At 59.7% G+C, this 12229-nt stretch carries 9 protein-coding genes; 2 read left to right on the top strand and 7 right to left on the bottom strand.

Going from position 1 to position 12229, the window contains the following annotated elements; translation table 11 throughout:
• Window positions 1-31: 31 nt before the first annotated feature.
• From polB to araB, 4 genes are all read right to left on the bottom strand, one after another.
• Window positions 32-2389 carry a DNA polymerase II gene (polB, locus tag PGR09_RS20900; RefSeq protein WP_430916481.1) on the bottom strand — a complete coding sequence of 786 codons (2358 nt, stop codon included), beginning with the start codon at window positions 2387-2389 and terminating at the stop codon, window positions 32-34.
• A gap of 79 nt (window positions 2390-2468) precedes the next feature.
• Window positions 2469-3164: an L-ribulose-5-phosphate 4-epimerase gene (gene araD / locus PGR09_RS20895; RefSeq protein ID WP_047078147.1), complete on the bottom strand. Its 696-nt coding sequence runs from the start codon at window positions 3162-3164 to the stop codon at window positions 2469-2471.
• A gap of 242 nt (window positions 3165-3406) precedes the next feature.
• Window positions 3407-4909, bottom strand: coding sequence for an L-arabinose isomerase (gene araA / locus PGR09_RS20890; protein WP_015368279.1), 1503 nt, complete (start codon window positions 4907-4909; stop codon window positions 3407-3409).
• Window positions 4910-4919: 10 nt separating this feature from the next.
• A complete protein-coding gene (gene araB / locus PGR09_RS20885; protein ID WP_047042729.1) occupies window positions 4920-6629 on the bottom strand; it encodes a ribulokinase in 1710 nt (569 codons plus the stop codon).
• 336 nt (window positions 6630-6965) lie between these two features.
• Between araB and araC the strand changes: the two genes are divergently transcribed.
• Window positions 6966-7811, top strand: coding sequence for an arabinose operon transcriptional regulator AraC (gene araC, locus PGR09_RS20880; protein ID WP_045389966.1), 846 nt, complete (start codon window positions 6966-6968; stop codon window positions 7809-7811).
• 128 nt (window positions 7812-7939) lie between these two features.
• Window positions 7940-8707 carry a DedA family protein gene (locus PGR09_RS20875; RefSeq protein ID WP_047042724.1) on the top strand — a complete coding sequence of 256 codons (768 nt, stop codon included), beginning with the start codon at window positions 7940-7942 and terminating at the stop codon, window positions 8705-8707.
• On the opposite strand, the gene thiQ is transcribed toward PGR09_RS20875, so the two are convergent.
• Genes thiQ through thiB form a run of 3 tightly spaced genes read right to left on the bottom strand, consistent with a single transcriptional unit; the run spans window position 8694 to window position 11948 of the window.
• Window positions 8694-9395 (bottom strand): thiamine ABC transporter ATP-binding protein ThiQ, encoded by a 702-nt coding sequence (gene thiQ / locus PGR09_RS20870; RefSeq protein WP_047078145.1) that lies wholly within the window; start codon window positions 9393-9395, stop codon window positions 8694-8696. The two genes, PGR09_RS20875 and thiQ, sit on opposite strands and share 14 nt — an antisense overlap.
• Window positions 9379-10989, bottom strand: a complete 1611-nt coding sequence (gene thiP / locus PGR09_RS20865; protein WP_047042718.1) for a thiamine/thiamine pyrophosphate ABC transporter permease ThiP — start codon at window positions 10987-10989, stop codon at window positions 9379-9381. Before thiP ends, thiQ begins: the two co-directional genes overlap by 17 nt.
• Window positions 10965-11948: a thiamine ABC transporter substrate binding subunit gene (gene thiB, locus PGR09_RS20860; protein WP_045389973.1), complete on the bottom strand. Its 984-nt coding sequence runs from the start codon at window positions 11946-11948 to the stop codon at window positions 10965-10967. The genes thiP and thiB overlap by 25 nt, the downstream gene beginning before the upstream one ends.
• Window positions 11949-12229: the final 281 nt, after the last annotated feature.

Genomic DNA, 12229 nt, shown 5'->3' with positions numbered 1-12229 from the left:
TGGTACTGGATGCCGAGGTGTTAGTCACCTGTCAAAATAGCCCCAGTTGCCCTGTCACTATTGTAGCAAAGTCGTCGTTGACGAAGGGAAGGATTCCTTCCGCCACCGGCTGCAATTGCTTTGACAGATAGTGATCGTAATCGAGCGGCGACTGCTGGTAATCCACCGGCTCCGGGCCGCCGGTAGTCCAGACGTATTTAATGGTGCCGCGCTGCTGATACTGCTGCGCCCGCCCAAGCTTCGCGTTGTGTTCATCGGCAAGCCTCGCGGCGCGCACGTGCGGCGGCACGTTACGCTGGTACTCCGCCAGCGGTCGGCGCAGGCGCTTGCGATAAACCAGCTGCTCGTCGAGCTCGCCGTTCATTAGTCTTGCGATAGTCTCCCGTACATAATCCTGATACGGCTGATGGCGGAAGATGCGCAGATACAGCTCCTGTTGAAACTGCTGGGCCAGCGGCGTCCAGTCGGTGCGTACCGTCTCCAGCCCCTTGAACACCATGCGCTGGGCATCGCCCTCCTGAATCATTCCGGCATAACGCTTTTTACTGCCGGTATCGGCGCCGCGGATCGTCGGCATTAAAAAGCGGCAAAAGTGGGTTTCATATTCCAGCTCCAGCGCGCTGGTCAGCTGGCTTTTGCCCAGTTCCTGCGCCCACCAGTCGTTAACATAGGCAACAAGTTTGCGGCCGATTTCCGCCGCCTGCGCTTCGCTATGCGGGCGTTTGAGCCAGACGAAGGTGGAGTCGGTATCGCCGTAGATAACGTCATAGCCCTGGGCTTCAATCAGCGCTTTGGTCTGGCGCATGATCGCGTGGCCGCGCATGGTGATCGACGACGCCAGCCGTGGATCGAAAAAGCGGCAGGCGCTGGTCCCCAGCACGCCGTAAAAGGCGTTCATGATGATCTTCAGCGCCTGCGACAGCGGCTTATTATGCTGACGCTTAGCTTCATCGCGGCCGTGCCAGATCTGCCCGACGATGCCTGGCAGGCAGTGCTTTTCGCGCGAGAAGCGGGCGCCGAGAAACCCTTCGGTGCTGTGGCGGTCATCGGGCTGTGCCAGCCCTTCAACCAGGCCGACCGGATCGATTAAAAAGGTGCGGATGATCGACGGATACAGGCTTTTGTAGTCCAGCACCAGCACTGAGTCATACAGGCCGGGGCGGGAGTCCATGACGTAGCCGCCGGGACTGGCCTGCGGGGGAACTTCGCCGAGATTCGGCGCCACGTAACCCAGCCGGTGCATGCGCGGGAAATAGAGATGGCTGAAGGCGGCGACCGATCCGCCGTGGCGATCGGCGGGCAGGCCGTTGACCGTCGCCCGTTCGAGCAGAAACGGCATGATCTCTGTCTTATGAAAGATCCGCGTCACCAGCTCGCAATCCTGTAGGTTATAGGTGGCCAGCGCCGGTTTATCTTCATGGAAACGGCGATCGATTTCGTCCATCCGATCCCACGGGTTGTCGATAGCTTTACCTTCGCCGAGCAGTTCGCGGGCGACGGCCTCGAGTGAAAATGAGGAGAAGTTCCAGAACGCTGATTTTAGCGCTTCGATGCCGTCGATAATCAGCCGGCCGTTGGCCTGGGCGAAAAAGACGCCGTTCTTAAAACCGTGCTCGCGCCACTCCAGCTCGCTATTGCCGCGGCCGAGCTGCAGCGGGATGCGGTAGCGCTCGGCGTGTTTTTGCAGGACCCGCAGATCGAACTGCACCACGTTCCAGCCGATCAGCACGTCGGGGTCGTGTTCGGCAAACCAGGCGTTGAGCTTTTCCAGCAACAGCGGGCGGCTGGCGACATAGACCAGGCTGAAGCCCACATCCGGCGGCGTAGCGGGCTCGGGGCCTAACATGTAGACCACCCGCTGGCCGCAGCCTTCCAGGCCGATGCAGTAGAGCTCGCCGTGGCGGCTGGTTTCGATATCCAACGAGACCCATTTCAGCGGCGGGCGGTAATCCGGATTAGGTTTCATGCGCGCGTTAACCAACTGCGAACCGCGCGTTTCGCCTTCCACCCAGACCGGGGCGGTGATAAAGCGCTCCATCAGGTAGCGCTCCGGCGGGCGGATATCGCCTTCGTAAACGGTGACGCCGTTTTCACGCAGCTTTTTTTCCAGCCGCATCAGCTGGCGATGGGCGCGGCAGTACAGGCCGAAAACCGGCTGGCGGTGGAAATCTTTTAACGCAAGCGGGGACAGGCGATAGCCGTTTTCACCTTGCAATAGGCTTTCAGCCTGCTGCCGCTGCGCTTCGGGGATAAACGCGACGGATTCCTGCGGCGGCAGCGTGACCTGCAGCGGGCCGTTATCGGTCGCCAGCCAGAAGGCCAGTTCCGTTCCCTGCGGGGTATCCCGCCAGTGGCGGGTGAGTAAAAATCCTGCTTGCGGCTGCGTCACGCGTGCTCTCAACGATAAAAAACCAGGCCTGATTATAGCCTGGTTTCACGATAGGTGCTGGGGTTTTATACAGGGGTGATTACTGGCCGTAGTAGGCTTTGGCCCCGTGTTTACGCAGATAGTGTTTATCGAGCAGCGTCTGCTGCATAGCAGGCAGTTGCGGCGCCAGCTGGCGGCAGAAAATTCCCATATAGGCGATCTCCTCCAGCACGATGGCATTATGCACCGCGTCTTCGGCATTTTTTCCCCAGGCGAACGGGCCGTGGGAATGCACCAGCACGCCGGGCATTTGCGCCGGGTTGATGCCCTGCTGACGGAAGGTTTCGACAATCACGTTGCCGGTTTCCCACTCATATTCGCCGTTGATCTCCGCATCGGTCATCAACCGGGTGCAGGGGACCGGGCCATAAAAATAGTCAGCGTGGGTGGTGCCGGTCGCCGGGATAGATTGCCCGGCCTGCGCCCAGATGGTGGCGTGGCGCGAATGGGTATGCACAATCCCGCCAAGCGTCGGGAATGCCTGATACAGCAGGCGATGGGTCGGCGTATCGGAAGAGGGCTTCTTGTTGCCTTCCACCACTTCACCGGTCTCCAGACTGACGACGACCATGTCGTTAGCGGTCATCACTGCGTAATCCACGCCGGAGGGTTTAATAACCAATACCCCTTTGTCACGATCGACGGCGCTGACGTTGCCCCAGGTTAAGGTCACCAGATTATGCTGCGGTAGCGCTAAGTTGGCCTCCAGCACCTGGCGTTTGAGATCTTCTAACATAGTGTGCTCCGAATAGCAGGTGAGTTGGGTTCCCCTCACCCCGACCCTCTCCCAAAGGGAGAGGGAGAAAGATGACACCGCGCCGGTTGGTTCCTTCTCCCCACTCCTCTCCCAAAGGGAGGGGGAAGGTGACACCGCGCCGGGTCGGTTCCTTCTCCCAAAGGGAGTGGGATAAAGGCGACACCGCGCTCGGTCGGTTCCCTCTCCCCGCTGGGGAGAGGGTTAGGGTGAGGGGCGGCCTCTTAGCGTTTTGAACCGTAATAGACTTCATTCCAGCGCAGCGCGTCTTTGAACGACGGCAGGCGGGTATCGTTGTCGATGACGGTCAGCTCAATATCCTGCAGCTCGGCAAACTGGCGCATATCGTCGAGGGTTAGCGCATGGCTGAAGACGGTATGGTGCGCGCCGCCGGCGATGATCCAGGCTTCCGACGCGGTACGCAGATCCGGCTGTGCCTGCCACAGCGCGTTGGCCACCGGCAGCTTCGGCAGATCGTGCGGCGTCGCGACGGTTTCGATGGTGTTGACCAGCAGGCGGAAGCGATCGCCTAAATCAATCAGGCTGGCGACGATCGCCGGGCCGGTTTGGGTGTTGAAGATCAGACGCGCCGGATCGGCCTTACCGCCAATTCCCAGCGGCTGGACGTCGAGGATCGGTTTCTCGGCGGTAGCGATAGTCGGGCACACTTCCAGCATGTGCGAGCCCAGCACCAGATCGTTGCCGTTGTCGAAGTGATAGGTGTAATCCTCCATAAAAGAGGTGCCGCCCTGCAGACCGGTCGACATCACTTTCATGATGCGTAGCAGAGCGGCGGTTTTCCAATCGCCTTCGCCGGCAAAGCCGTAGCCCTGCTGCATCAGGCGCTGTACGGCGAGACCCGGCAGCTGCTTCAGGCCGTGAAGATCTTCAAAGGTGGTGGTAAAGGCGTGGAAACCGCCTTGCTCAAGGAAGCGCTTCATCCCCAGTTCGATGCGCGCGGCGTCCAGTACGTTCTGGCGTTTATCGCCGTGCACCTGCGCCGCTGGCGTCAGGCGGTAGCTGCTTTCATACTCATCGACCAGCGCGTTGATATCGCCGTCGCTGATGCTATTCACCACCTGCACCAGATCGCCGACCGCCCAGGTGTTGACCGAGAAGCCGAACTTAATCTGCGCCGCCACTTTATCGCCATCGGTTACCGCCACTTCGCGCATGTTATCGCCGAAGCGGCACACTTTCAGATGACGGGTATCCTGCTTCGAAACCGCCTGACGCATCCACGCGCCGATGCGCTGGTGCGCTTCTTTATCCTGCCAGTGGCCGGTGACGACGCTGTGCTGCTGGCGCATGCGCGCGCCGATAAAGCCGAATTCGCGGCCGCCGTGCGCGGTCTGGTTGAGGTTCATAAAGTCCATATCAATGCTGTCCCACGGCAGGGATGCGTTGAATTGGGTATGGAATTGCAGCAGCGGCTTGTTGAGGAGCGTCAGGCCGTTAATCCACATTTTCGCCGGTGAGAAGGTATGCAGCCAGACCACTAATCCGGCGCATTTATCATCGTAGTTGGCGTCGCGGCAAATATGCGTGATTTCATCCGGCGTGGTGCCGAGCGGTTTCAGCACCAGCTTGCACGGCAGTTTTGCTTCCGCATTCAGGCTATTCACCACATGTTCGGCATGTTTCGTCACCTGGCGTAGGGTCTCCTGGCCATACAGGTGCTGGCTGCCAATTACGAACCACACTTCATAGTTATCAAAAATCGTCATTTTCGTATCCTTAATGGGTGAGCGCTGCCTGAGATTGCGGGGCGTTTTCCGCCTTTGCAGCCGAAGGGAGATAGTGTTGTTCCGCGCTGGCCGACCACTGCTGGTAGCGCTGATACAGTTGTTCGAAACGTTGCGCCTGCTGCGCGCGCGGCTGCAGGGTGTTTTCCACCTCGCTTGCCATGTTGCGTTGCGCGGCAGGGATATCCGGATAGACGCCAGCGGCGACGGCGGCGAAGATGGCGGCGCCCAACGCGCAGCACTGATCGGAGGCGACAATCTGCAGCGGGCGGTTCAGGACGTCGCAGCAGGCCTGCATGATGACCTGGTTCTTACGCGCAATGCCGCCGAGCGCCATCACGTTATTGACCGGAATGCCCTGATCGGTGAAGCACTCCATAATGGCGCGGGCGCCGAAGGCGGTGGCGGCAATGAGTCCGCCAAACAGCGCCGGGGCGTCGGTGGCCAGATTTAAATCGGTAATAACGCCTTTCAGCCGCTGGTTGGCGTTCGGCGTGCGGCGGCCGTTGAACCAGTCCAGCACCACCGGCAGGTGATCGAGGGACGGATTATTGGCCCAGGCTTCGGTGAGCGCAGGCAGCAGCTGTTTTTGACTGGCTTTGATTGGCTCGCGCAATTCAGGGTGCTGTTGGGCCAGCTGTTCCAGCGGCCAGCCGAGGATACGGCCAAACCAGGCATAGATATCGCCGAAGGCGGACTGACCGGCCTCCATACCGATGAAATCCGGCACCACGCTGCCGTCCACCTGGCCGCAGATACCTTTCACCGTGCGGTTGCCCACGCTCTGTTTATCGGCGATCAGGATGTCGCAGGTGGAGGTGCCGATAACTTTAACCAATGCGTTAGGCTGTGCGCCGGCGCCGACCGCGCCCATATGGCAGTCGAAAGCGCCGCCGGAAATCACCACCGTCTCCGGCAGGCCGAGGCGCTGCGCCCATTCGGCGGTCAGGTTGCCGACGGGGAGATCCGCAGTCCAGGTGTCGCGGAATAGCGGCCAGGCCAGGTGGCGGTTAATAATCGGGTCGAGTTCGTCGAAGAAGCTGGCGGGCGGCAGTCCGCCCCAGCTCTCGTGCCACAACGATTTGTGCCCGGCGCTGCAGCGACCGCGGCGGATATCCTGCGGGCGGGTGGTGCCGGAAAGCAGGGCGGGCACCCAGTCACAAAGCTCAATCCACGATGCCGCGGCCTGCGCGACGGCGCTATCTTCGCGAGTGACGTGGAGGATCTTGGCCCAGAACCATTCGCTGGAGTAGATGCCGCCGATATAGCGCGAGTAATCTTCTTTACCCGGCGTGTGGCACAGGCGGGTGATGGCTTCCGCCTCTTCCACCGCGGTATGGTCTTTCCACAGCACGAACATGGCGTTCGGGTTGTCGGCGAACTCTTCGCGCAGCGCCAGCACGTTACCGTCAGCATCAATCGGCGCCGGGGTTGAACCGGTGCTGTCGACGCCGATACCGACCACCATCGCTCGTTGTTCTGCGCTTAATGCCGCCAGGACGCTTTTCAGCGCCGATTCCATCGATTCAATATAATCGCGCGGGTGATGGCGGAAGCGGTTATTCGGCCCATCGCAGAACAGCCCTTCCTGCCAGCGTGGATACCACTCTACGCTCGCGGCCAGCTCCGCGCCGGTAGCGCATTCCACCGCCAGCGCGCGTACTGAGTCACTACCAAAATCGAGGCCAATCGCAATTGCCATCTTGTTACTCCATGCTGAAATCATTCATGCAGCAACAGTAGATATCCCCGGCCAAATCCGTCAGGCCGTATTCGCTAATCTTATGGACTATATTGCTGTCACCTCGCAAAGTGTGACGCCGTGCAAATATTCGATGTGGACTTTCCTGCCGTATTTATAGACACTTTTGTTATGCGCTGGATCAACGCGAAATGCGTGCTGGTAGCGCTTTTTTCGCTCACCGTGCGGGTTTTTGTCTAAATTCCCACCGGTATCGCAGTCGCAACTGCGCGGATGGCGATAAAATGATGAATATGGACAATTGGTGTCAAAAATACCTCGTGGAGAACGACGCTTATGGCCGAAACGCAAAACGATCCGCTGCTTCCGGGCTATTCCTTTAACGCTCATCTGGTCACCGGCCTGACGCCGATTGAGGCGCAGGGTTATCTCGATTTCTTTATCGACCGCCCGCTGGGCATGAAAGGCTATATTCTCAACCTGACGATCCGCGGCGAGGGGGTGATTAACAACCACGGCGAACAGTTCGTTTGTCGCCCCGGCGATATGCTGCTGTTTCCGCCGGGTGAGATTCACCACTATGGCCGCCATCCCGACGCCAGCGAGTGGTATCACCAGTGGGTCTATTTCCGCCCACGCGCCTACTGGCACGAATGGCTTAACTGGCCGACGATCTTCGCTCAGACCGGTTTCTTCCGCCCGGATGAACAGTGGCAGGCGCGGTTTGGCGAGCTGTTCGGGCAGATTGTCGATGCCGGTCAGGGGGCGGGACGTTATTCCGAACTGTTGGCGATTAACCTGCTGGAACAGTTGCTGCTGCGGCGCATGGAGGCGATTAACGAATCGCTGCATCCGCCGCTGGATAACCGGGTTCGCGATGCCTGCCAGTACATCAGTGACCATCTGGCGGACAGCCATTTCGATATCGCCAGCGTCGCCCAGCACGTCTGTCTGTCGCCTTCGCGTCTGTCGCACCTGTTTCGCCAGCAGTTGGGGATAAGCGTACTTGGCTGGCGGGAAGATCAGCGAATTAGCCAGGCCAAACTGCTGTTGAGTACTACCCGGATGCCGATTGCCAGCGTTGGCCGCAACGTTGGCTTCGAAGATCAGCTCTATTTTTCGCGGGTCTTTAAAAAATGCACCGGCGCCAGCCCCAGTGAATTCCGCGCAGGATGTGAATAAAAAGTAAAGAAAGTGAAATGATGACCCGCTTAAATGTCACAGCCAGTAAACTATTAAGACAATTGGTGGCTTGACGGCGACGTGACGGCTCCGGAGAATCCGGGCTTCGTTTTTTAACCGGGTACATTATGCAGGCATTGCTGGAACACTTTATCACCCAATCCACGGTCTACTCATTGATAGCCGTGATGCTGGTGGCATTTCTTGAGTCGCTGGCGCTGGTGGGGCTTATTTTACCCGGCACGGTCATGATGGCTGGCCTGGGGGCGCTCATCGGCAGCGGCGAAGTTAACTTCTGGCAGGCGTGGCTGGCGGGGATTGTCGGCTGCCTGTTGGGAGACTGGATCTCATTCTGGCTCGGCTGGCGCTTTAAAAAGCCGTTACACCGCTGGTCGTTTATGAAAAAAAATCGCGCGCTGCTGGAGAAAACCGAACACGCGCTGCACCAGCACAGCATGGTGACGATTCTGATTGGCCGCTTTGTCGGGCCGACGCGGCCATTGGTGCCAATGGTCGCCGGGATGCTCGACCTGCCGGTGGCGAAGTTCGTGCTGCCGAATATTATTGGCTGCCTGCTCTGGCCACCGCTCTATTTCCTCCCCGGTATTCTGGCGGGGGCGGCGATTGATATTCCTGCCGATGAAAACAGCGCCAGCTTCAAATGGCTGCTGCTGGGCGCGGCGCTGCTGGCGTGGCTGGCGGGCTGGCTGTGCTGGCGGCTGTGGCGGAGCGCGAAAACCTCCGGCGATCGCCTGACCCGTTGGTTACCGCGCGGACGCCTGCTGTGGCTGGCGCCGTTGATGGCGGCGCTGGCGGTAGCGGCGCTAACATTTGTTTTCCGCCATCCCCTGATGCCGGTCTACCTTGAGATCCTGCATAAGGTCATTTCGCGCTAATTCCCAACAGCGCCGAGGCGCTGCTGTTGCCGCTTAACAGATCGTCAGTGGCGCCGTCCCAGGCAATGCGCCCTTCGGCCACTACGATGGAACGAGGCGCAATGCGCGCCGCATCCTCCACGCTGTGCGATACCATCAACAGCGTCAACTGTTGCCGCTGACAGACATCGGCGACCAGCGTCAGCATCTCCTGACGCAGCGCCGGATCGAGCGCCGAGAAGGGTTCATCAAGCAGCAGCACCGGCTGTTGGCGTATCAGACAGCGGGCCAGCGCCGCTCGCTGCCGCTGACCGCCGGAAAGCTCGCCCGGTAGACGATCCAGCAGCGTATCCATTCCCATCTGCCCGGCTATCGCCGTGACCTGCGCGTGCTGCTCGCGGTTCAGCTTCAGGCCGGGGTGGATGCCGAGGCCAATATTCTGCCGGACGGTGAGATGGTTAAACAGGTTGTTCTCCTGAAACAGCATGGAAACCGGACGCTGCGCCGGCGGCGTGGCGTTATGCTTCTCGCCGTCGATCAGCAGGCTGCCGCTGGCCGGCGGCAGAAAACCGGCGATCAGATTCAGCAGCGTGCTTTTGCCGGCGCCGCTGGGACCGAGCACGGCGATGCGTTCTCCGCGCTCGACGCTGAGCGTAAAGCGCATCGGCAAATGCTGATACAGCCAGGTGACATCATTGAGTTTTAGCATCGCGTCCCGGTAGTTTCTCGATCAAAGTAAAAAGGATAAAGCACAGCAACAGTAGCAGGAGCGCGGTGACCGCGCCGTCCTGGCTGCGGTAGGAGCCTATTTGTTGATACAAATAGAAAGGCAGCGTGCGGAAGGATTCATTGCCGAACAGCGCCACCACGCCGAAGTCGCCGATAGACAGCACGCAGGCGAAAGCCAAAGCCTGCGCCAGCGGCCGTTTCAGCGCCCGTAGCTCCACTACCCGCAGCCGGTTAAAACCTTGTAGCCCCAACGACTGACACAAAGCGCCGTAGCGGGCGGCAATATCGCGCATCGGGTTTTCCAGCACCTTCAGGGCATAGGGGATTGCCATCAGCGCGTTGGTAAAGATGACGATGCCGTCGGCGGATTCCGGCAGGCCGACGCTGTTATTGAGCAGCAGGAAAAATCCGGTTGCCAGCACAATCCCCGGCATGGCGAGGATGAGCATGCCGCTGAGCTCCAGCGTCTGCCCGGCCAGCGGCAGATTGCGGGCCCGCAGTTCGCGGCTGCTCCATAGCAGCATCATGGTCAGGATAACGCTAAGCAGACCGGCGGCGAGGGCGATACGCAGCGATGTCCACAGCGCCTGCCATAGCGCGGCTTGGCCGAGCACCTTCGGCAGATTGACGTTGAGGCCATCGACGATTACCGCTAACAGCGGCGGCAGCAACAACAATAGAGCAAGCGCGATCAGCGCGCAATCGCACAGGCGGCTATGCAGACGGTCATCGGGGTCGCGCCAGCCCTGCAGTTGGTTGGCGCCGATCGCCACGGCTTTGCTCAGGCGCTGGCTCAGCAGCACCAGCCCAAGACAGCAGACCATTTGAATAATCGCTAACAGCGCCGCCCGCGCCGGGTCGTAATCAAAGCTTAGCGCCTGATAGATAGCCAGCTCAATGGTGGTGGCCCGCGGCCCGCCGCCAAGTGACAGCACGGTGGCGAAGCTTGCGAAGCACAACATAAAAATCAGCGTAGCCACCGGCAGGATCTGCCGACGCAGCCACGGCCATTCCACAAGGCGGAAGAAGACGAAACCGCGCATGCCGAGCTGTGCGGCGATCTGCCGCTGTTCGCCGGGAATGTTTTCCAGCGCCTGCAGCAGCAGGCGGGTCGCCATCGGCATATTAAAAAACACATGGGCCAACAGGATGCCCTGTAAGCCGTATGGTGAGAAATCCCATTGCCAGCCGAGGGCGTGAAACAGCGCGGCGAGCCACCCCTGGCGGCCATAGACGCTGAGGATGCCGAACACCGCCACCAGAACCGGCAGGATCAACGTCATCGCGCACAGGCGCAGCAGCAGCGTGCGCCCCGGAAAGCGGCGGCGATACAGGGCGCGGGCAAGGAATATCGCCGGCACCACCGAAAATAGCGCCGACAAAAAAGCCTGCCAGAAAGAGAAACGAACGACGTGCCAGAGATAGCTATCGCTGAGGATCGTCTGCCAGGGGGCCTGCGGCGCTTCCAGCCACAGCGCCAGAAACGCCGCCAGCGCCACGATGACCAGTAAGCAGGCCGCCGCGGCGCCGGGGATCAGCCAGCCGAAACTTAGCGGCTGACGGCGCGTTGCCATGAACCGATCCAGTTTTGACGTTCAGCGGCGACCTGCTGCGGGGTGAACTGCAGCGTGGTTTGCGGTTTGGTTAGCTTATTGAAGTCGGCCGGCAGCGCGACCTGAGTTACCGGGTACATCCAGTTGCCGGTGGGGATCGCGTTCTGGAAGCCAGGCGAGACCATAAATTTCAGGAACTTCTCCGCCAGTTCCGGCTGCTTGCTGGCGGCGGTACGCGCGGCGACTTCAACCTGCAGATAGTGGCCTTCGGTAAAGTCCGCCGCCGCATAATTATCTTTTTTCTCTTCGATGAGGTGATAAGCCGGCGAGGTGGTATAGCTCAACACCAGGTCGCTTTCGCCTTTCAGGAACAGGCCGTAGGCTTCGCTCCAGCCCTTGGTGACGGTGACGGTTTTGGCCGCCAGCTTCTGCCAGGCTTCCGGCGCCTTATCGCCATACACCTTTTGCATCCACAGCAGCAGGCCGAGCCCCGGCGTACTGGTGCGCGGGTCTTCATAAATCACGCGCCATTTCTGCGGGCTCTCGACCAGCTCTTTCAGGCTTTTCGGCGGGTTTTTCAGCTTGTTTTTGTCATACACGAAGGCGAAGTAGCCGTAGTCGTAAGGCACGAAGGTGTCGTTATCCCAGCCGCCAGGTACGGTGACCGCGCTGCCCGGAACGCCGCTTTTGGCAAACAGTTTGCTCTGCGCCGCGGCTGCCAGCAGATTGTTATCAAGGCCGAGCACGACATCAGCTTTGCTGTTTTTGCCTTCCATTCGCAACCGGTTAAGCAGCGATACGCCATCTTCGAGGGCGACGTATTTCAGCTCGCAGCCGCAGTCGGCCTCGAAGGCCTTTTTCACCGCCGGGCCAGGACCCCAATCGGCGGAGAACGAATCGTAGGTGTAAACGGTCAGGATCGGTTTAGCAAAGACCGGGGCGGCGACCAGCGCCAGCAGGGGAAGCAGTTTTTTCAACACTTTGCACCTCAGTATATGGGGAGGCAAAGGATTTTGAGTAGGCCTCAAATCCCTTCGCCGGCGTTATCCGGATCAGGTTCGACGGGTATTTTCTCAGCCCATACGCTTCATCCTTCAAGCCGCATCTGCGTTAGCTTCGCGCGTTCACCCCAGTCACATAGTTATCTATGCTCCAGGGGATTCACCCGCTTGCTGCCTTGATGCAACTTGAATGATATTGCGTATGTTTATTAGCACCCCGTTGAGAACGGCGATAGTGTAATGATTTTGTTAGTTGACGC

Source organism: Klebsiella sp. 141251 (genome assembly GCF_050600725.1).
GTDB classification, from domain to species: Bacteria; Pseudomonadota; Gammaproteobacteria; order Enterobacterales; family Enterobacteriaceae; genus Klebsiella; species Klebsiella aerogenes.
The sequence above is the reverse complement of the archived record's forward strand: the minus strand, read 5'-3'. Positions and strand labels throughout refer to the sequence as shown.

What these genes read in the sequence shown, in the direction of transcription:
- araD (WP_047078147.1), bottom strand. Translation starts at nt 3,164, where the DNA reads ATGTTAGAAGATCTCAAACGCCAGGTGCTGGAGGCCAACTTAGCGCTA.
- araA (WP_015368279.1), bottom strand. Translation starts at nt 4,909, where the DNA reads ATGACGATTTTTGATAACTATGAAGTGTGGTTCGTAATTGGCAGCCAG.
- araB (WP_047042729.1), bottom strand. Translation starts at nt 6,629, where the DNA reads ATGGCAATTGCGATTGGCCTCGATTTTGGTAGTGACTCAGTACGCGCG.
- araC (WP_045389966.1), top strand. Translation starts at nt 6,966, where the DNA reads ATGGCCGAAACGCAAAACGATCCGCTGCTTCCGGGCTATTCCTTTAAC.
- PGR09_RS20875 (WP_047042724.1), top strand. Translation starts at nt 7,940, where the DNA reads ATGCAGGCATTGCTGGAACACTTTATCACCCAATCCACGGTCTACTCA.
- thiQ (WP_047078145.1), bottom strand. Translation starts at nt 9,395, where the DNA reads ATGCTAAAACTCAATGATGTCACCTGGCTGTATCAGCATTTGCCGATG.
- thiP (WP_047042718.1), bottom strand. Translation starts at nt 10,989, where the DNA reads ATGGCAACGCGCCGTCAGCCGCTAAGTTTCGGCTGGCTGATCCCCGGC.